The sequence below is a fragment of the uncultured Parabacteroides sp. genome, assembly GCF_947855115.1.
Classification (GTDB): domain Bacteria; phylum Bacteroidota; class Bacteroidia; order Bacteroidales; family Tannerellaceae; genus Parabacteroides.
Genome location: NZ_CANTZW010000008.1, coordinates 1 through 22,776, shown reverse-complemented (window position 1 = coordinate 22,776; position 22,776 = coordinate 1). Strand labels below are relative to the sequence as shown.

12 protein-coding genes are annotated in these 22,776 nt (G+C 43.3%); all 12 read right to left on the bottom strand.

Translation table 11 applies throughout. The features are described from left to right. Positions 1 to 47 precede the first annotated feature (47 nt). Positions 48 to 2,618 carry a glycoside hydrolase family 38 C-terminal domain-containing protein gene (locus Q0110_RS07095; RefSeq protein ID WP_297904887.1) on the bottom strand — a complete coding sequence of 857 codons (2,571 nt, stop codon included), beginning with the start codon at positions 2,616 to 2,618 and terminating at the stop codon, positions 48 to 50. Positions 2,619 to 2,686: 68 nt separating this feature from the next. After that, the gene (locus Q0110_RS07090; protein ID WP_297904885.1) at positions 2,687 to 4,072 is read right to left on the bottom strand and encodes an SGNH/GDSL hydrolase family protein; all 1,386 of its coding nucleotides are present in this window, start codon (positions 4,070 to 4,072) and stop codon (positions 2,687 to 2,689) included. A gap of 157 nt (positions 4,073 to 4,229) precedes the next feature. Beyond that, on the bottom strand, positions 4,230 to 5,744 hold the full coding sequence (locus Q0110_RS07085; RefSeq protein WP_297904881.1) for a RagB/SusD family nutrient uptake outer membrane protein: 1,515 nt from the start codon (positions 5,742 to 5,744) through the stop codon (positions 4,230 to 4,232). A 33-nt stretch (positions 5,745 to 5,777) separates the two neighbouring features. Beyond that, positions 5,778 to 9,038, bottom strand: coding sequence for a TonB-dependent receptor (locus tag Q0110_RS07080; RefSeq protein ID WP_297904878.1), 3,261 nt, complete (start codon positions 9,036 to 9,038; stop codon positions 5,778 to 5,780). A 244-nt stretch (positions 9,039 to 9,282) separates the two neighbouring features. Then, positions 9,283 to 10,323, bottom strand: coding sequence for a FecR domain-containing protein (locus tag Q0110_RS07075; protein ID WP_297904875.1), 1,041 nt, complete (start codon positions 10,321 to 10,323; stop codon positions 9,283 to 9,285). 65 nt (positions 10,324 to 10,388) lie between these two features. Continuing rightward, positions 10,389 to 10,943 (bottom strand): RNA polymerase sigma-70 factor, encoded by a 555-nt coding sequence (locus Q0110_RS07070; RefSeq protein ID WP_297904872.1) that lies wholly within the window; start codon positions 10,941 to 10,943, stop codon positions 10,389 to 10,391. 175 nt (positions 10,944 to 11,118) lie between these two features. Continuing rightward, positions 11,119 to 13,104, bottom strand: coding sequence for a glucosamine-6-phosphate deaminase (locus Q0110_RS07065; RefSeq protein WP_297904869.1), 1,986 nt, complete (start codon positions 13,102 to 13,104; stop codon positions 11,119 to 11,121). A 110-nt stretch (positions 13,105 to 13,214) separates the two neighbouring features. Then, entirely contained in the window at positions 13,215 to 14,381 is a 1,167-nt protein-coding gene (nagA, locus tag Q0110_RS07060; protein ID WP_297904866.1) for an N-acetylglucosamine-6-phosphate deacetylase, read from the bottom strand. 12 nt (positions 14,382 to 14,393) lie between these two features. Further along, positions 14,394 to 15,560: an N-acetylglucosamine-6-phosphate deacetylase gene (gene nagA / locus Q0110_RS07055; protein WP_297904863.1), complete on the bottom strand. Its 1,167-nt coding sequence runs from the start codon at positions 15,558 to 15,560 to the stop codon at positions 14,394 to 14,396. Positions 15,561 to 15,695: 135 nt separating this feature from the next. Beyond that, on the bottom strand, positions 15,696 to 17,642 hold the full coding sequence (locus Q0110_RS07050) for an ABC-F family ATP-binding cassette domain-containing protein (protein WP_297904859.1): 1,947 nt from the start codon (positions 17,640 to 17,642) through the stop codon (positions 15,696 to 15,698). 196 nt (positions 17,643 to 17,838) lie between these two features. Next, complete coding sequence (locus Q0110_RS07045; RefSeq protein ID WP_297904856.1) at positions 17,839 to 19,446, bottom strand: RagB/SusD family nutrient uptake outer membrane protein; 1,608 nt, start codon at positions 19,444 to 19,446, stop codon at positions 17,839 to 17,841. A gap of 31 nt (positions 19,447 to 19,477) precedes the next feature. Further along, positions 19,478 to 22,567, bottom strand: coding sequence for a TonB-dependent receptor (locus Q0110_RS07040; RefSeq protein ID WP_297904853.1), 3,090 nt, complete (start codon positions 22,565 to 22,567; stop codon positions 19,478 to 19,480). Positions 22,568 to 22,776 lie beyond the last annotated feature (209 nt).

Genomic DNA, 22,776 nt, shown 5'->3' with positions numbered 1-22,776 from the left:
TCAATAATTACATATATACCAAAGGTTAAGCCATTCTTACAAAAAACTTAGATTTTCTTACAACTTAACTTCAACGTCCTCACTCCATACCTAGGAATAGAGACACGTATTGAACTCGTTCCCTTCTTGTCGGTGACGGTTAAGTCTTCAACTAAACGACCATCCAGCTCTACCAAGCTGGCTTTCATGTCTTGCCTTTGGAAAGTTATCGTTTTTGGGGAAGCATCGCTTTGGGCATTGAATAAGCGGAGGTAAAGGTCATTTCCCTTATAGACCATGGAGACTAGCTCGTAAGCATTGTCCTCAACTCGGAAAAGGGAACCGGATGTCAAAGTGGCGCTACCACCCAAGGTAGCGATTAAAGGCTCATTACGCCGTTCACCCTGTGTCCAGATACGGCCTTCCTCCCATGTTCCAGCATGAGGGAATAAGGCATATGAGACCTCGGTCGGACGATCTATGATGTAATCCCTACCCCATAAACCTCTACCAGCGTACTGGATGTTCAAGGCCAATGGGAAATCCTTTCCATGCGCATAACTGGTCGTATGATCCGTAAATAATGACAAACCACAAGAGTTATCTTTACTCGTTACATCCACCCAATTCAAGATGATGTTATGCTTGATACTATCCCAGCGGTTGAAGAAGGTATTCTCCAACCGGCTCTTACAAACGTCGAACGGAGCGTCTTTATAAATCTGTTGGTTGGTAATCTGGACAGGAAGATAGACCAACAATTTGTAACGGTCGTCATAAAACGCCTTACGGGGATCATCTGCCCGGAATTCGATACCCGGCTCACCAATGCGAGGATTTCCTGTCCAATCCAACTTAACACTCATATCAATACGAGGCTCTCCTTGCGTCAACTGGATAGTTTGGGTAAACGGGTACTTTCCGATCTTCCCTTTTACGGTAACCTTTACGAACAAAGGTCCCAGCTCCGACACACTTACCTCCGCAGGCTGATCCATACTGGAAAGGAAACCACCCTCATCGATAAAATATCCCCGAAGCTCATTAAATCCACGCTCATTCCGGTTATCCACGAATTCCTTTCCTCGCACGGCCTTCGCTTTCAGACTTTCTATTATACCTCCTTTAGAAGGGTTCAGTACCAAGGTATACAAATCACTTTCCATGCGGAAAGTTCCGTCATTCTGTTTCTCGGCCTTTACAACTACGGGCTTTTTATCTTCTGCCTTTTGGATCGCATAAGACGCATAACCGGTTGAAGGGACTTTGGCTCGGAACAGGAGTTTTGATACACCATCTTCCGTTAGCCATTGAGTCGGTTGTTTCTTCCCTTGCTTATCAAGAACCACCCAATTTGAGCTTTTCCATGCGGCGGGAACTTCCACTGCCACTAATTCATTTCGATCGGTAGCCAAGGTGTTATATACAAAAACAGTAGATTCATCCTCTTCTCCTTTCAATAAAGTCAAAGCATTATCAATTACTTGACGGCTGTTTTGATTGGTTACCCCAGTCCAATCCGTGACCGTCTCCGCCCATGTTTTTTTCCCTTGCAACTGATTGTAAGGAACGATCCAACAGTCATGGTGTTGCGACAACAAAAGCGTGCGCCATCCTTCATCAATACTTTCAGCCGGCCATTCCATACCTTTATACAAGCGAGCGTAAGCCGCCATTTTCTCCGCACGTAAGATAGCATTCTCAGCTACCCGCACCTCTCCTGCCAAACGCTGCATAACCTGTGTTCCCCACATCAAACCGCCCTGGACATCCTCTTGCGAGAAATGCCAATCATCTTGAGTTGTCCCAACGGAACAATCTTGGATATAATTTCGCCAAGTCTTATAGGCGGTTGGCGTATAATAGGCTGTCGTATCCTGTCCTAGCCAAGGGCCTTTATCCCAACCTTGGCTCCAGGCAGCGTCTTGGATACACATGCCTACCGGATGCTGTATACCTGCATCCAGACACTTTTGGATGTAATCCTTCGTATTGAACCACGAGATAGATTGCCAGCAAGAACCGGGTTGTAAATTTTCGCAAGCATAGCGGGGAACGGTAGTCAGTCTCGTTCCATCCGGACCTACCCAATTCACCAACTCACCTCCATAGGCACTTACATAGCCTCCCCACATGGTATTAGGATTCTTGGTGGAGGCATACGAAAAGCCGAAAGACCTTAAAATATAAGGCAGGCAGCTGGTAAAGCAAGGCTCCTCTGCCGAATAAGTGGTGAACACAGCCTCAGGGAAATGTTTACGGATCAGACGCATTCCATATTCGAATTGGCGAATAACACTCTCACCGGATGTCCCGAAGAAATAACTTTGGGCATAGGTCGGATTTACATACTCGATCCGTCCGTTTTCTACGGATTGATCTTTAAATAATCGCTTGAAGGCCTCATAACCTTCGGGATCTCGTTGCCGTACCACGTCCCATGATTCGGGCTCTATCTCAATGTTGATGCGCCAATCGGGATTCTGCCTCAATTTCTGAACGATAAAAGAGGTCTGTCCTACCGGATAATGCCCGTAGATACCGCCATGATAACCATCGATGAAATAGGCTTGCTGGGCATCTGCCCAACCAGCCAATAAGAATTGGCTTAATACGAATATCGCTAGTTTCTTTTTCATATAATTATGTACTATTAATTCACATTTAGAATACTTCCAGTCGGAGGAAGACGGGGCACGCCCCGTCTCTACAAGTCCGTAAATTTCTTGATCTCTATTTGCAAGGGGATTGGTTTATTTTGCTCATAGATCTGGTTGACCAGGTCTTGTTGCTCATTCACGCAATCTTCACGAATACCCTTATGCATGTATTGTAGCCAAAGATCACCGTTCCATTGCAGGAAGATGTCGTGAGGACGGTATTTGCGCAGAGTGTCCACGGCAGCCTCATTACAAGCCCAAAGCATTCCCGTTTTCCGCATCAAATTATATTCCACCCAATAGAACTCACGCATCTTACGCTCTTTCAACCAACGTTCCTCATTCATCTGGCGAATCTTCATCGCTTGTTTGTATTGCGGGGTATTCGGAAGAAGGGCCATATTGATCCCCCGTTCCAACTCTCTCGCCGTAAAACGACCGATAAACTCCCCTCCTATTGTCACCCCGTAATACCCATTCGATAAGCCACTCACGGACAATCCCTCATAATTCATCTCGTCCATAAAAGGGATTACCTTCAAAGCATCTGCCTGCGTATGTTTTTCATTATCATAACAAGTCGTATCAATAGGAAATGGTAGTGACCTCGCCTCATACGTAAAAATAAGGCTATCCCGAGAAACAGACAAACCAGAGATACGGCAATTGTCCGAACGAGTTACTTTTTTCTCCGTTCCATCTATCCGGATATCGGCGACCGGTTTACCAGCGAAGCCTTGTGCTTTCAAAAAGAGATAAGCCATGACCAGATGCCCGTCCGTAGAGGGATGTATACGATCCTTCCCACACAAGGTGTACATGGGATCTATCGCTTGTTCCCATTGGTTGATCGCTACCATCGGACGGTTGAAATCCACGAATCCCCATTGATTCTCTCGTGCCTGGGCATTCAGGAAATCCACGATCTCCAAAATAGGCGCATTTTTCCCAGGGAAAGCGACCTTGTCGAAGCGAGAAGTCTCATCATAAGGGGAACTTCCGATCAGGATTTTCCTCACCTCCGGATACCTTTTATAGACTTCCTCAATAAGGGCATAATCCCGGCAGGCTTTCTCTACCCGGTTCCGGGCAACCGTATCAGCTCCCGGCTTCCGGAAATCCATATAACCGACATCATTCATACCAAAAGACAGCGTCACTACCGTAGGTTCATGTTCGAAAACCTTATCCAACCGTTGGTATATCATCTCGGCAACATCTCCTCCGACTCCCTCATTAAAAATATCAATGCGCTGATCCGGGAAACGAGTCATGTAATACAGCCAAATATAAGAATGATAATGTCCTCCACAAGTAATACTGTTCCCAACAAAGGCGATCCGGTCTCCTTTCTTAAACGGAGCTATCGGCTGAGCGTATACCTCAATAAGCCCAAATAAAAATAAACAGACAAATAAAATATATCTTTTCATCTCTTTTTCTTTTCTCTAATTCTTATGATGAATAATATATACTGTATTAAAAACATTACTATCCATTATAATCGTATTTACTATAAATAGTAATCCGGATTACCATGGATAGTAATATTTTAACACGTTCCTAGTTCAGAGAATAGCCTGCAGACTTTTAACGAGCGACCTCTTCTCCTAGCAGAGGATTCAGTTCTTTCTCACGCAAAGGTATAGGGAAAACCAAATCTGATTCTTTAAACGGATAAGTATGATTAACCGCTTGATAACCGAGCAAATCAACCATTTGTCCCGATACCGGATCAAACGCACGATGAGTACGCAACATATCATACCATCCCGTGAACTCATAACAAAGTTCCCATGCACGTTCTTTCAATACTTGATCGACCGTGATAGAAGTAGGTTTCGCCTCATCGGGTAACGCACGATGACGGACTTGGAAATAAGCATCTACTGCCGTAGCATCGGATGTAGATCCTCCATCCAAATTGGCTTTCGCTTCCGCACACATCAATAGTACGTCCGCATAGCGGTAAACCGGGATATTCGCCCCACTCTTTCCCGTCGATTCCGCATCCTCATCCCAATATTTACATAAATAGGGAACATCCAAAGTTATCATTGTTTCAGGATCACCATATTTAGGCTTAGAGGTATAGAAAAACGCCTCATTCTGCTTACGGAGATCTTGGTCGTTATAGCTATCATAGAACTCTTCACGAGGAGCCAAACCTCCTCCATAAGCGGGAGTAATGGAAATCGGTTGCTCGGGATAAGGTAAAAGACCAAAATGGAAAGGAGCCCCGGCATCTTGTGCCTCTCTCTGAATCATAAAAATATGCTCGCCACTATTCTCATTTCCCGCCGCACGCAAATCCTTATAATCCGCAAACAAGCTAAAAGCCCCACTATCAATAACCTCCTTGGCTTTCTCGTAAGCCAATTGATAATACTCATTTCCTTTTTGAAGCGGATAACCAGCCATTGTCAAATAAACTTTGGCTAAAAGAGTTTTGATCGCTCCCATGGAGACATGACCCGTTTTGTCTGTCCAATCCAAACCAGACTGCTCAGCTTTTTTCAAGTCTTCCACGATCTGGTTATAGATATCCTCTTTGGGAGCCCTTGGTATCTTCACGGTATTCAGGTCTACCGTAGGTTCCGTCTTCAACGGAATATCCCCGAATAATTGTACTCCTTGAAAATAGTAATATGCCCGTAAAAAATAGGCTTCTCCCAGATACTTCACTTTCTGACTCTCACTAATGATATCCGTAGCGGAAACATTTTGAATTACGCTATTGCAGTTCTCCAAAGGAAAGAAAGTAGCCTTCCAAAAATTACGTACAATACCATTACTCTCCTCTAAACCTGAAAGCAACAAGAATTGGTTCTGTTCGTTACCTGCCGCACGAGGACGATAACTGGTACCTACAAGATATTCCAAGTTGAAAAGGTGAACAGTGGCAATCTCCAAGTCGGAGCTTAACAAATCATCAAGCCCATCATAAGTACCATCTACAGCAGCCTTGATCTGGTTCTCTGTTGTATAATATTCAGAAGGGCTTAAGAACGTCTTCGGGTCTTCTTCTAAAAAATTTGTACAAGATGTAAAAGCCATTGTAGCAGAAAGTAAGCTACACATCCATACATTTGTTTTATTTTTCATATCTTAATTTTTTACGAAACAAAGATTAAACAATTAGAAATTAACACCTAAGGTAAATGAATATGTCCGAGGCTTGGGATATGTATAGAAATCCACCCCTTGCTCAAATACGGCATCATAACTCGTCACCTCCGGATCGCTACCGGAATAGTTCGTAATCAAAAAAGCATTCTCTACATTGAACCCCAAGGATAAACTCTTGATGTGAGCAGCCGAAAGCATACGGGAACTAAAGTCGTATTTCAAGCCGATATTACGTAAACGCAAGAATGAACCGGGCTCACAACTCCAAGAATCCACGTCATTCTCATATCCATCTCCCGGAAGACGTAAACTCGGCACCATCGTATTCTGGTTCTCCGGAGTCCAAGCATTCACCGGAATGTCCGCATAAGCATTGGAGAATGTCACACGATTCCCCATCAACTGACGAGTGAAGTTAATCAATTTATTACCGTACACCCATTGCAAATCAAACATAAACGTGAAACCTTTCCACGAGAACGTATTCGTCATATTCATCTCGAACTTAGGAGCACCGTTACCAATATAGTCTTGGTCTTCTCCATCCTTCATCCCATTACCATTCTTATCCCAATACTTGATATCACCGGGTTTCTTATTATACTTAGCGGCTTCTTCCGCTTCATCAGTCCCCCACGTACCTAGGCGAACATAGCCGTAAAGAGCATTCAAAGGATGCCCTTCCTCAATACGTCCTCCCCATTTACTGATAATATTATCATTTATATCCAGTACCATCGAACGATTCATCGTATAATTCCAAGAGGTAGTCCACAAGAAGTCACGACTTTGTATATTGCGAGTATTCAAACTCATCTCTAGACCTTGATTACGAATCTTACCCAAATTTGTCATGGTTTTCTCATATCCCGAGTTTGACGGCAATTGTAATTCATATAATAAATCTGTCGTGATCTTATGATAGTAATCTGCCATAAACTCAATACGCCCATTAAAGAAACTCAAGTCTATACCTGCGTCAAATTGCCTGGATTTCTCCCAACGTAAATCTGGATTCGCCATGCTTTTCAAAGTAACGATCGTTGTCATCTCCTTACCAAAAGGAAGGCGTTTGTTCTCATAACGTGCCATAGACGCATAATCGCCAATTTCCGCATTTCCTACCGTACCATAACTCAAACGGATTTTCATGTCGTCAATCACCTTTTTCGCATTTTCAAAGAAATTCTCATTCGATACACGCCAAGCGGCCGAGAATGAAGGAAAGAAACCGTATTGGTTGTTCAAACCGAAACGAGAAGAACCGTCCTCACGGAAAGAAGCCCCCAATAAATAACGATCGTCAAAATTATAATTGACACGGGCATAGTAAGAATTCATTTTATTATCCGTGTAATCAGATCCTACCTTAGAGCGTACAGTACCAACTCCCATATTATTATACTCAAAATAATCATCGAAGAAATTTTCTGCTCCAAGTTCACTCTTCTCCGTCTTTGAATAATACCAACTGGCTCCCGCAACAACATTCAAGTTATGTCTATTCCAACTTTTATCAAACGTAAGGTAATCCTCGTTCGTCCATGACATCGTATTTTTATGGGCTCTTTCTGCCTTACCTTTTTGAGTATCTCCATAACCAAACAATGTACTCGGATTATAGGCTGAATTGATATAAGAACCATCCTGACGGCTAAAACTGGTCGTTAATTTCAACCAAGGAGTAATCTTAAAGGTACCGATCACATTGGCCAACGTATACTGGTTCTTATCTATATTTTTACGTTCTTTTAAAATTTTCACGGGGTTCTCCGTATCTTCCGCACCGGGATAATCCCCTTTACGAGAATACGTACCATCCTCATATTGAACAGGAAGAAAAGGTAATGCCTCCAATGTATATCTAGAAATCGTGTTCTCCGAGTTACGGGCATTACTAGACCCCACATTCAACATGGCCTGTAAATGAAACCATTCCTTCAAATCCCATCCCACATTAATAAACGCATTCAACTGACGCTTATAAGTTTCCAACATAATACCTTGATTGTCTTTATAACTAACATTCGCCACAGCGGTCAGCTTATCACTTCCCCCAGAGAAACTAAGCGAATGTTGATGGGAAAAAGCCGTACGGGTCACAGCATCCTGCCAGTCCGTATCATATTTCGGAGTACCGTCCGGATTAAATAGATCATCTTTATGTGTAAATACATTCGTCGGGTCTAAATGAGGAGCGATACGCCCTGGTTGAGCCTCATACGCACGCTTGAATACATCAAGAGCCTCTTCAGCGTTTAAGACATCCACCTTACGAGCTAAAGTTCCCGCAGATAGAACTGTATTATACGAAATATTCATCGTATTTTTCTTACCTTCTTTCGTTGTTATCACAACAACACCATTTGCTCCTCTCGCTCCATAAATGGAAGAGGAAGTAGCGTCTTTCAAGATATCGATGGACTGGACGATATTCGGATCAATCTGGTCTGGATCTACACCAACCACACCATCAACCACATATAACGGCGTATTGGAAGAATTCAAAGAACCGATACCACGGATTTTTATTGCCGGGCTACCGCCAGGAGCACCTGAATTCAAGGCGATATTAACACCAGCCACCTTTCCGGCTAATCCTTGGAATACATTTGTAGCATTAGGACGTTCCAACAACTTCTCCGAATCCACGGAACCCACTGAAGTAGACAAGTTTCGTTTCAACATCGTACCATACCCTACGACAACAACCTCTTCAAGCGCCTTGTAGTCTTCCGCCAACTTCACGTTAAACAGAGTACGATTTCCCACCTCTATCTCTTGTTCCGCATAACCGATATAAGAAAATGAAAGAATATCACTACTGGCCACATCCAAACTAAACTTTCCATCCAAATCCGTAACTGTGCCGACCGTTGTACCCTTAACCACGACATTGGCTCCAATAACCGGTATGCCATCCGGGTCGGTAACAATACCTGTAACCTTTCTCTTCTGTTGCTGTACAGTATCTTTCTTCAGTATTGTAATGTGTTTACCTGATATACGATAGGTTAAATTCGTATTTTTCAACAACTCATTCAGCACATCGGTTACTTGGCGATTCTTCATTCGTATATTCACCTGCTTGTTATTATCGATATCCTCGCTCTTATAAAAGAACATGAACTCGGTCTGTTTCTCTATCTCCGAGACAACATCGTAAAACGTCCCGCTCTTTACTTCTACCGTAACCGAAACTTTTTGCGCATAGGTATCTGCCGAGACATGCAATATACCTACTATTAAAAAAAGCAATGTGATCTTCATGATTGATTTAATTTTTTTAAGCAATAGATCATCACTATTCCCAACTTTTTCCATAAATTTGTAAATATTTTTTTATTAATGACTTACCTTAATCGTACGGTTTTAGCAGACAGACGAATAAGGTGATTAAATAATTAAAAAATGAATAAGGATCGGGGATGAGTGGTGTCAGTCCCGATTCTTTTTTGTTATCAGGTATTTATCATAGGCAACTCAAATGTTTAAGGTTATACATCTTATTTTGTTACTTGCTTCTCGCCGATATCAGAATATTTTTTCCATCTTTCGTGAAAGTGAATTGTTCTTCCGAGTTTATAATATCCAGTACTTCTTGTATACCTTGATCCAAGGAAAAAGTTCCTGTATAGCGGATATTCCGTAAGCTATCATGTGCCAAATGGATATTTACCCCATAATAATTTTCCAGACGTTTTGCGATAGAGGCCAAAGTCTCATCCTTAAAACGGTATTTCCCGCCTACCCAAGCGTTCGAGATCGAGGCATCGGTTTCCGATAAGAAAATAGAGCCAGTCCGATTATCCGACCGGGCCTGCTGGTTTGGTCTTAGTTTCATACGACTCATTTTCCGTCCCTGCGCATCAAAAGATTCCAACAGGATACTACCACTTAATAAAGTAGTAACACTAAAACGTTCATTATTAAAAGCTTGTATATTGAAAGAGGTTCCCAGTACCGTGATTTGTTGATTCTTCAATTTTACGACAAAAGGTTTCGAATGATCTTTCGCAATCTCGAAATAAGCCTCTCCTTCCAGATGGACCACACGTTCATCCCCGTTAAAAGAAGTGGGATATTTAAAACGAGTAGAGGCATTGAGTATGACCTTACTGCCATCCGATAGCAATAACGTGTTCGCACGTCCACCTTTTTCCACCACGATCTCATTATAATCCGTACCTCTTGAATGTAAACGATTATTTATCCATTGATTCATACCCATTCCCACTCCTATAGCGACTACGATAATCGCTGCATATCTCAAGAAAGAGAACCAGAACGATCTATCAAGGAACTTTGATCTTGCAGGTATGCCGGAAGCTGTTTCCAATTTCCCTACCATCCGTTCCCAGCTACGTTCCGCGGAATAACGGTTCAAGAACACCGCCTCCTTCCGGGAGTCGAAAAGATTCTTAAGTTCAAAGAAGTGAGACTTATTAGTATCACTTTCATGAATCCAAGCATCCAAGACCCGGAGTTCATCCTCTTGGATCTCATCTTGCAAATAACGTATAATTAGTTCTTCTATATGGTTATTAGATTCCATTTTCAAATTCATTTATTATATATACGACCGATTCTTTCTTTTTACTTACGCATTTCCCGGTATTTTCAAGGAAAAAATAACGCCTGAATGAAAAATGCCAAGATATTCCGTATAATCTTCAAACCTTTATAAAGTTGCGCCTCAACCGTACGTTGAGAAATATTTAGCATCCCCGCAATCTCTGCAGATTTCTTTCCATCCACATAAGCCAACGTAAAAATTTCCCTGCATCTATCCGGTAATTTGGCTATTTCCCGATAGACGGATTCCAAACGCTCTTTCTCCAGCTCTGCCACATCCGATTGATTATTATAATAATGTATCTCCTCTATCTTTAATTTACGGGCGACCTCATCCGCATAAGTCATTTCTATCGATTTATGCTTCAGGTAGTCGAGGCAAGCGTTTTGGACAGAACGGAATAGATATGTCTTTAACCCCTCCTCCAGAAAATAAGTATCCTTTTTTTGCCAGATCTTGATAAAAATGTCATGTACCAAATCCTCTGCCGTATCTTCATCTACATATTTTGAGGCATAAAAGATCAATCTGGGCGCATTCTCCAGATATAAAAGTTTGAATTTATCCAATTCACGGCTCCTGACGATATTGTCTTTCATACTCAATGTGGACGTTTCTTGTATTAATATAGACGATTCAAGGCATTTCCTTTTATTTATATACGATCATAGAAACAAAAATACTTATGTCCACTCGAAAAAAACAACATAAAAACAAAAAGCCCTATCCGAACTTAATCAGATAGGGCTTTCAAATTATTCTACCAACTAGATATTATCTTAACGGGATATATTGGACAAAGGCCTCGATAGCCTCATAAGAAGCTAAGCCTAACTGACGATACAACTCAGCGGTAGCCCGATTACGATCTTCGGCACGCTGCCAGAACAAACGCTCATCGTCACCCAGATACGGAGCGCTCTCGGCTTGCGATTGATGCTTCAAGATAGCGTTACGTTTGAAGCGCAACTCTTCCGGACTGATAGGTACAGCCATCTCGATATGGTCCATTTCCCATTCTGCCCACGCACCCCGGTACATCCATACACGGCAATTCTTCATCCATTCCTCATCTTTTACCTCGTCGATAGCAGCCAACACAGCATCCAGACAAACCTTGTGAGTTCCGTGTGGGTCTGCCAAGTCTCCAGCGACAAACATTTGATCCGGTTTAATCTCAAGCAACAGAGCTTTTACGACATCTTTATCAGCCTCACTCAAATCGTTCTTTTTCACCAGACCAGTCTCATAAAACGGAAGATCCAAGAAATGAACATGATCATCCTTCACTCCCGAGTAACGGCAGCCATGACGAGCTTCCTCACGACGGATCGTTCCTTTCATAAACAAGACATCCTTTCTTTCAGGCTCACCATTCTCTACCTTTTCGTAACGTAGGTAGTTGATGATCTCGTTCGCTTTATCTTTCACGGCTGAGTCGGGTGAATATCTCTCGCATACATCACGCAGATACTCGCAATAACGGATTACTTCCTCATCGCCAACGGCAATATTACCGGAAGTCTCGTAAGCCACATGCACATCATGATGTTGATCGCATAAACGACGCAATGTACCGCCCATAGAAATCACGTCATCATCCGGATGCGGGCTGAATACGATCACTTTCTTCGGATACGGATTCGCACGTTCCGGCCGATTGGAATCATCAGCATTGGGCTTGCCCCCCGGCCATCCGGTAATCGTATGTTGGATATCATTGAATATCTTGATATTTACATTATATGCAGACCCGTACAGGGCTAACAATTCGCCCAATCCATGTTCGCTATAATCCTTGTTCGTCAATTTCAAGATCGGTTTGCCCGTCAACTGACACAACCAAACGATCGCACGACGGATCAATTTATTATCCCATTCGCAACTGGTCACCAACCAAGGATGGCTAATACGAGTCAAATCGTAGGACGCGGAAAGATCAATCACAACCTTTGCGTTCGGATGATTCTGTAAATAGCTGGAAGGAACCGCATCGCTAACTTTTCCCTCAACAGTCTTAGCGACAATGCTAGCCTTATCCTCGCCCCAAGCCATCAAGATAACGCTACGCGCATTCATCATCGTAGAGATACCCATCGTAATGATACCTGCCGGGACATTTTCCTGTGAAGGGAACGTACGGGCCGCCTCTTTACGGGAAGCGCCCTCCAACAAGACCATACGAGTACGTGAGCTGATAGTTGTTCCACTCACGTTGAACATGATATTGCTAGAGTTACCAATACCTAACAACATGCAATCAATACCTCCAACCAATTGGATTGTCTCCTCATATTGGCGACAGAAATCCAAGATAGCATCTTTCGGCATACTTCCGTCCGGGCAATAGATATTCGCCGGATCAATATCGACTTGATCAAACAACTCCTCTTTCAAGCGAGCCAGATTTCCGGCACTGGGATTAGCCAATGGATAGAACTCATATTCCACGAAAGCGATCACGTTACGGAAACTTAATTTCTCCTCTTTATGCATACGGATCAACTCCTTGTAAACGCTCAACGGAGAACGTCCTCCAGGCAAAGCGATCACGAAGGGTTTACCGATATCTTGTTTTTTACGAATTTGTGTTGCTACCTCTTTAGCGATAGCGAAAGAACCTTCCTCGGCCGATTCATAAATGTTTGTCGGAATCTTTTCCAAACGAGTTAAAACTGAATGCTCGAAAGCATTTTCCGGGCGATAATACCGCAATGGTATACGCGTCAGAGTAATTTGAGAACTAAGGTTCGTTTTCATGTTTAATTATTAATTTAGTATTACAATCTCACTTGAGTCACAAATATAACAAATAAGTATTGGTCTTACCATACGTTGATAGAAGAAATTTATTAGCCGAAAGATTTGATTTAGACCAGCGTATTTGCTTCCGGAACCAAATTTCCCATACTCCATACCGCACGCACATTCAACTTGCGGTCTAAGATCACGATATCAGCATCTTTGCCCCTTTGCAAGGTTCCGGTACGATCGCTTACCCCCATCAAACGAGCCGGGGTCTCCGATGCCATGCGCACAGCATCGGCCAAAGGAATGTCAGCCTTCTGTACCATCGTACGTACCAAGACATCCATCGTGGCGATACTCCCTACCAATGAGGAATGGTCAGCCAACTTACATACGCCATCCTCGATAATAATGCGGGGATCGGATAAAGGCTTGCCTTCATTGGCTGCGCAAGAAAGAGCGTCCGTAACCAAACATGTACGTTCCACTCCTTTCAGTTTATAGACCAGTCGAAGGATCGTAGATGGTAAATGACGTCCGTCAGCGATCACCTCGACCGTCATATCGTCCATCAAGAAAACACTCTCTACGGTTCCCTCATATTTATATTCACGACGTTTATGAAAACCCGGCATAGCGTTATAAAAATGGGCCGCATGCGTAAAACCCGCGTTATAGGCGGCCTTGATATCGTCGAACTCTGCCTCCGTATGCGAAATAGCGGGCAAGATCCCCTTGGACTTTAAATATCGAGCAAACTCCAACGCTCCCGGCATCTCCGGACTAGCATCCCAACGCTTGATACAATTCGTTCGCTCCAACAACTCCTTATAAACCTTGGGATCAACCGTATTCTCCTTATCGATAAATAAACTAGCGGCCATCTTTGGATTTAAATACGGTCCCTCGATATGCAAACCTAAGACCGGACTGTCTTTTTTCGCCATTATCCGCTCGCATACATCAACCGCCTTATCAATCACCGAGATCTCCGGTGCCAGTATGGTCGGGAAAATAGTGGTAGCGCCATGCTTCTGATGGGCTGCGATCGCACCATGAAAAGCCTCTTCCGTACATTCGGAGAAGTCGAAGCCCCCACCGCCATGAATATTCATCGCTACGAAACCAGGAACGATAGACATACCTTTCGCATCCACCACCTTAGCGCCAATCACTGCCAAATCGCTATTTGTAACCTCTAAGATCTTCCCATCGCTAATCAATACGGAACCATCCTTCATCCACCCTTGAGGCGTAAGGATATGACCATTTATAATTTGTGTCAACATAATTGTTTTTGTTTAGAATAGTTTATTCGTACCTTCAACTAACTTGCCCATAGCCCAAACCGCACGGACATTCAAATCGCGATCTAGTAAAACGATATCGGCATCTTTACCCCGTTGTAAGGTTCCCTTACGATCGGATACTCCCATGATACGGGCCGGAGTCTCCGATGCCATACGCACGGCATCCTCCAAAGGGATTTCAGCTTTTTGTACCATCGTACGAATCAAACGATCCATTGTCGCAATACTTCCCGCCAAGGCAGAACGGTCGGCCAACTTACATACACCATCCTCGATGATGACACGAGGATCGAAAGCGACCTGACTATCACTGGCGGCACAAGCCAAGGCATCCGTAATCAAACATGTACGTTCTACGCCTTTTATCTTATAAACTAAACGAAGAATCGTAGGTGGTACATGGATACCATCAGCTACGACCTCAACAGTCATATCATCGAGCAAATAGATACTTTCCACCGTTCCTTCATACTTATATTCACGGCGTTTATGGAAGCCCGGCATAGCATTGTAAAAATGAGTCGCATGAGTATAGCCTACCTCATAAGCGGTCAAGATGTCCTCAAACTCAGCTTGGGTATGCCCTACCGAGGCGAGTACACCTTTTGAGGTGATATATTTGCCGAACTGCATCGCCCCCGGAAGTTCCGGAGCGGCATCCCAGCGTTTAATACAATGCGTTTCTTCCAATAAAGGGATATACTCCTCGGGATCCGGATTCTTGATATTCTCCGGGATTTGTCCACCGGCCATTTTCATATTGAAATAATGTCCTTCCAAATGAAGTCCCAAAACAGGGCTGTCTTTCTCGGCCATCAGTTTCTCTGTAGTTTCGGCGGCGGCACGGATCATCGGGATGGTAGAAGAGGATAAGGTGGGAAAGATACTGGTCGTACCGTATTTCATATGTGTGGCTACCGCCGTACGAAAAGCCTCCTCGGTACCTTCCATAAAATCACGGCCTCCACCTCCATGTACATGAATTTCCACACCTCCGGGAACGATATACATACCTTTGGCGTCTATCAAGGTTGCCCCTACTACCGCTAAGTCGCAGTTTGTTACTTCTAGAATTTTACCATCGCTTATCAATACCGAACCATCTTTTAGCCAGCCTTGCGGGGTAAGAATCTTTCCATTAATGATCTGAGTTAACATGATATGAGTTTTAAGCTTTCGCGTTTTTTAAGTAGACAAAGTTAAGGACTTTTCGCTAAAATGAACTACCTACTTATGGTTATTTTCTATGATATTTTCTATGAGTTTTCGCCGCGATGGAAAAATATTATATCATTAATTAGAAGAAGACAATTCTTCGAGTTCCAAGGTCCGTTCTGTCCATAAATCCATCGCATCGGATAATTCTTTCTTTAATGTGGAATATTCGCTGTAAAGAGAAGTATCCGAAGCCCCCTCCGGTGTAGCCAGCTTAGCTTCGATAGCGGCAATGCTATTCTCTAGCTCTGAGATACGAGTTTCTGCCTCAGCGACTGCTTTCTCAGCTTTTTTAATCGCTTTGCTTTGCTCTTTCCTTGCCTCATAAGAAAGTTTTTTGGAGGAAAGATGGATTTCCTGTGTGGCAGACACGGACGCATTCGTCCCATTGGAACGTTCTAATTCCCGCAAGCTATCCATTTTCTTATGCTCTAAGAAGCTATAAATACCCCCTAAATGCTCGATGACTTTTTGATTGCCGAACTCATATACTTTATCCACTAACCCATCCAAGAACTCACGATCGTGAGAAACCAGAATCACCGTACCGTCAAATTCTTTCAAGGCATCTTTCAATACATCTTTCGAACGCATATCTAAATGGTTCGTCGGCTCATCGAGAATCAGCAGGTTGACCGGTTCCAATAATAAACGAATCATAGCCAAACGAGTACGCTCACCACCGGATAAGACTTTCACCTTCTTATCCGAAGCTTCACCGCCAAACATGAAAGCGCCTAGGATATCCCGTATCTTCAAACGGATATCACCTTGGGCAACATAATCGATTGTTTCAAAAACCGTAAGATTCTCATTCAACAGTTGCGCCTGGTTCTGGGCAAAATAACCGATCTTCACGTTATGACCTAATTGAAGCTTTCCGGTGAAATCAGCGATCTCTCCCATGATACATTTCACCAACGTAGACTTACCCTCGCCATTCTTTCCAACAAAAGCAACCTTATCTCCACGGTTGATCGTAAACGTCACATGCTCGAAAACCAAATGATCGCCATAACGTTTCGCCACCTCCTCACAGATCACCGGATAAGAACCGGAACGGGGCGCAGGTGGGAATTTCAATCGCAACATAGCGCTATCTATCTCATCAACCTCAATACGTTCCACTTTCTCCAATTGCTTGATACGAGATTGTACCTGTACGGACTTTGTGGCTTTATAGCGAAAACGCTCGATAAACGCCTCGGTATCGGCCAATTTCTTTTGCTGGTTCTCATAAGCACGTAACTGTTGCTCACGACGTTCTTGACGAAGTACAACATACTCCGAATATTTCACTTTATAATCATAGACCTTACCCAATTCGATCTCTATGGTACGGAAGGTTGTATTATCAATAAAAGCACGGTCGTGCGAGACTAAGATCACGGCGTTAGCCCGGGTAGCGATAAAGTTCTCCAGCCATTGAATAGATTCTATATCCAAATGGTTCGTCGGCTCGTCCAGCAACAGCACGTCCGGTTGCCGGAGCAAAAGTTTCGCCAGCTCAATGCGCATACGCCAACCTCCACTGAACTCAGAGGTTGGGCGATCAAAATCGCTACGGCTAAAACCTAATCCTGCTAATGTTCGCTCCAATTCCGCATGGTAGTTGTTTCCTCCCATCATCTGGAAATGTTCGGATAGATATGTTACGCGATCAATCAACTTCTGATAACCCTCAGACTCATAATCCGTACGCTCTGCCAATTGGGTATTCAGGCGGTTGATTTCCTCTTCCATCTCATGGATATGCTCGAATGCACACTCTGCCTCTTCCCGTACGGTACGGGTATCGACTAATTGCATGTGCTGGGGCAAATATCCGATCGTAACATCTTTCGGTACGCTAACAGTTCCGGCCGTGGGAGATTGCAGGCCTGCAAATATTTTTAACATCGTAGATTTACCCGCACCGTTCTTTCCCACCAACGCAATACGGTCTTTCTTATTCACCACGAAAGAAATATCATCAAAAAGCGTAAAACCGCCAAACTCAACTGTTAGTCCTTCAACCGAAATCATACCGTTTCTTCAATTTATAGCTGCAAAGATACAACAGTTCAAGGTTTACTTACAAACTTTTCAAGCAATATCAAAACCATCAGTCCTTTTTCATAACAAAATCAAATTATATACGATCTCAATATCTGCCAAATGTAATCCAAAAAGGGAGAAACCTCTCGGCCTCCCCCCTTTTTTATCTAATGTTTTTAAGAAATTAATAACCCGGATTCTGTTTCAAGTTCGGATTCTTATCAATACTTGTCTGAGGAATCGGCAGATAACGATTACGAGAAGAGAACTGGCGAGTTTCAATAACAGCCGTACCTGTGATTTCCGCACGTTTAGTAGGCTCAGATTCACCATAATTAATCGTCCCTGTAATACGTAACAAATCACCATTCATGACTTTCTCGGCAAGCATCTTTCCATCTTCTTGCCAGCGGATGATGTCCGCACGGCGCAAGCCTTCGCCGGCCAACTCTACCGTACGTTCACGACGAATCAATTCACGAAGTCTATCCTTCGTCCCGTATTTAGCCTTATCCACTTCCGGCATACCTACACGTTGACGAATCTGATTCAAATAACCATAGATCTCTTCAGAAGGACCACTCAATTCATTCGCAGCCTCCGCATACGTCAAAAGAACCTCTGCATAACGGAATACGATCGGACAAGCGCCCGAGCTCCAAACATCTCCATATTGATCCATCGGATCCAAGTATTTCGCCCAAGTCAGAGCACTTTTGGAGGCATTATCGGTATAAGTCGGGAAATTCTTGTTGGCACTACCATCTTGAAGTTTCTCGTCCAAAGTATTAAGGATATCACCTCTCCACTCACGTCCCGGATATAAAACAGTCATGGCCATACGAGGATCACGATTTGCGAACGGGTGCTTCGCGTCATAACTCTTTGACTCCTCTTTCGTCAATCCATCAGACATTTCATACATATCCACCAAATTCTGGGTCGGGACAATAGAAGACCAGCCCTGATCTACGTTATTATACATCTGTCCGATTGTTCCCAATCCGTCCAACGTCTCAATATTCTGATCTGCCAAGATTATCTCTTTAGAATCCACTCCCGATACCTTAAAAAGATTCGTATAATCCGGATCCAACTCATACTGCTTCAAATCAATGATCGCTTTAGCCGCATCTTTTGCCTTTTGCCAATCACCATAATATAAAGCCTCACGCATCTTGATCGCTAAAACAGCACCTTTGGCGATATAGCCACGAGCCTCCGGAACATCCGCAATCCCAGCCAAAGCCTCTTCTAAGTCCTTAGCGATATAATCGCGTACCTCTTGTTCCGTGTTACGTTCCACTTTTGCCTCATCCGCACTTGAGTAAGAACTGACAATAGGCACACCGCCATACCACCAGTTCATCAAAAAATACTTATAAGCACGGATAGCTTTCGCTTGAGCTACATAATTGGCTTTTACCGCCTCATCAGAAAATGTCACTTGATCGACATTTTCTAAGAATGTATTCGCTTTGCGGATCGACTTATAATCATAAAGGATCTGCCCCGGATTAGAACTAGACAAAGAACCATCACCCCACGGGCGGAATCCTTCCCAAGAAAAATTATTATAGCCGATATCCGAACCACAATCTAAATAGAGTAATGTATTTCCATCTAATAAATCCTTATAACAACCTACTATAAAGCCCTTTGCGTCCGCTTCAGTCTGCCATGTGGTAGAAGGAGCCAACTGATCCTTAGGCACCGTATCCAGAAAATCCGAACAGGAAGTAGATAATGCAGCCATTCCAGCCGCCAATACGTATATCGATAATCGTTTCATAAAATCTTTTATTTTAAATTTCTCAACTAAATTAGAATGTTACATTTACGCCGAAAGAGTTTGTCATAACCAACGGATAGCTAGACAAACGAGAACTTACCGTTTCCGGGTCCACGTTCAACGGCATAGAGTCTATCGTAAATAAATTCTCCGCAGAATAATAAACACGTACATTCGATAAACCAATCACACTCAAAACACTCTTTGGTAGCGTATATCCTAATTGTAATGTCTTTAAACGCAGATAACTTGTATTGATTACCCAGAAATCAGACATCACGTTAGAAGCTTCACTTGGCGACATGCGCGCTTCCGCTACGCGCGGCATACTCGCATTTGGATTTTCCGGAGTCCAGCTATCCAACCAAGCGGTAGATGGATGCCCGGCACTACCCGAGAACTCTCCAAAAGCCTCTTTCGTAAAGGCACGACCTACATTTGCCGCACCCGTGAAATTCAAGGTCAAGTCAAACGCTTTATAACCCACATTCAAATTTAAACCAAATGTAACAACCGGATTAATAGTCTTAGACAATACACGGTCGTCCGCATCGATCTTTCCATCTCCATTTGTATCAACATAACGTAAATCACCTGCTTGGAAATCTTGCCCAAACGGATAACCGTCTTTTCCTTTATATGTATCCATCCATTGCTTTGCCTCCGCATCAGACTGGAAAAAGCCATCGGCCTTATATACATAATAAGAGTCAATTGGATTTCCTACAAAACGCCACAAATCACCATCATCAGGATTTGCCATACGGTCTACACCACCTAAGTCCTCGATCTTATTCTTATTATAGGCCATATTACCGAGAACATTCAAAGACCAATCGTTCCATTTATTATTATAACCTAATTGTAACTCGACACCTCGATTACGCATAGCGCCAACGTTATCAAAATAAGGATCCAAACCAAACTCGGTCGGAACCGGAACCTCCATGATAATATCCGTGGTCTTGCGATCATAGTAATCAAACGTAAAAGTCACATGATTAATAACCGCATCCAGACCTATACCCCAAGTCGTAGCTTTCTCCCATGACAAATCCTCGATACGATAAGCTTTCTGGTAATATCCTGTCGTCAAGTTCCCGCCCATAGGATAATTGCCGTCCAAATTATACGTTTGCATCCAAGGATAATACTGGTTCTCCCAAGGGTTGGATTTATTCAAGGCATCTTGATTACCTAACATACCCCAAGAAGCACGTATCTTCAAGCTGTTCAACCAATCACGCGAACTTTCCATGAATGCCTCCTCACTGATACGCCAAGCACCAGAGAAAGAAGGGAAATATCCCCAACGATGTCCCGGAGCGAAACGGGAAGAAGCATCCGCACGGAAGTTTGCCTCCAACAAATATTTGCCTGCGAAATCATAATTGATACGACCAAAGTAAGAAAGCATGGCTAACTCACGGCTCAAACCATTATTAGTCTGTGTAGAAGCAGCCCCGGCATCCATGTCATTCAAACTGTTGCTTGGGAAATTATTCCTTTGCATCTGATTCTTGCTGATCTCATATTTCTCCGCATGATAACCCACCATCACTTTCAATCCATGCTGACCGAAATCCTTACTATAATTCAGCAAAGCATCGAAGTTATAACGTTTCCAGTTTACGAAACGCTCAATCAAGGATGTAGTACGAGATGCAGATACAGGATCATCCGGTATACTCAATACACGTTCTGTATGACGTTGGTCTTCATTTACGTAAGCACCGGTCACCGTAGCCTTCAATCCATCGATAATATCATAGTCTACAGAAAGAGAACCGGTGAAATTCTGGTTACAATCGTCTACAGTCTGCCCGGAATCTAGCCATGCAATCGGGTTACCGTCATTCGTTTGCCCGTATTTACCATCCTGATCTTTCACCGGAATCATCGGGCTGATAATATTCAACTGACGAATAATCTGGTCGGAAGATCCCCCATAATAACTAGAGTTCGGATCCGAGTAATTATTCTTGATAAATGACATATTCATCCGAACAGCCAACTTCTTCGTCAACTGCATGTCCAAATTCGTACGTCCATTAAACTGTTTACGATCTGAGTTAGGAAGGATACCGGTCTGTCCTAAATATCCGGCTGAAGCCATGTATTTCACATTCTCCGCTCCACCCGCAATACTTACATTGTGCTTATGCAACAAGCCCGTTTGATAAGCCTCATCATTCCAATCCGTATTAGGATGCCCATAAGGATCTGAACCATCCTCGAACATCCGGATGTCATTATCGCTATAACGTCCCGGCTCAAAACGATTCCACAAACGCGCATAATCGGCCGAACTAACGCGGTCAATTACAGATGTCGCTTTCGAGGCACCCACGTATCCGTTATAAGAAATACGAGGCGCACCGGTCTTACCCCGTTTCGTAGTAATCAAGATAACACCATTAGAAGCCTTTGATCCATAGATAGCGGCAGAAGAAGCGTCTTTCAACACAGAAATACTCTCAATATCATTCGGATCGATATCATCCATAGACCCACTCTCGATACCATCGATCAAAATATACGGACTTGCCGAGTTCAACGTACCTACACCACGGATACGGATCGTACTACCATCCTGCCCCGGACGTCCTTGGCCGGAGGTTACCGTAACACCCGGCATCATACCTTGAAGCCCCGAGGATACGTTAGAGATAGGACGACTCGTCAGCTCCTTGCTATCCAACTGAGCTACCGCTCCCGACAAGTTCGCCTTCTGTTGCGTACCATAACCGACAACGATAACCTCGTCTAATTTCTGGGTATCTTCCCGCAAGGAGACATTGATGGAGGGTTCTCCATTATATTTAATCTCTTGGGTTAGATAACCGATAAAGGATACTTGAATCACATCCCCTTTCTTCACATCCAACACGAAATTACCATTCATGTCGGTTACAGTACCATTTGTAGTACCTTTTACAACTATTGACGCTCCGGCTACAGGACCAAAACTGTCATTAACCGTTCCCTTCAAAGTACCTTCTTGCTGGGAAATTCCTACTCTCGGAGTTATTGTCACACGATCGGACGCTTGGATCACGCCTTCGGAACATAGCACCGTAGACAACAGAACAAAACTGACAGGTCTTACAATTTTCAACATAAGAATCGTTTTTTGTTTATTAAATAGCTGTTACTATAAGTAAGACTTAAGGCATAATATTTTAAATCTCGTTTCTTATAATATTCACTCTCTCAAATTATTCAATGTATAATCATAAATCCTCGGTTAACTACCATGAAAGTACTTCTTCATCGTTCTGGTGGAACTTATAATCATTTGACGCAGCAAATATAGCTTTATTTTTAATT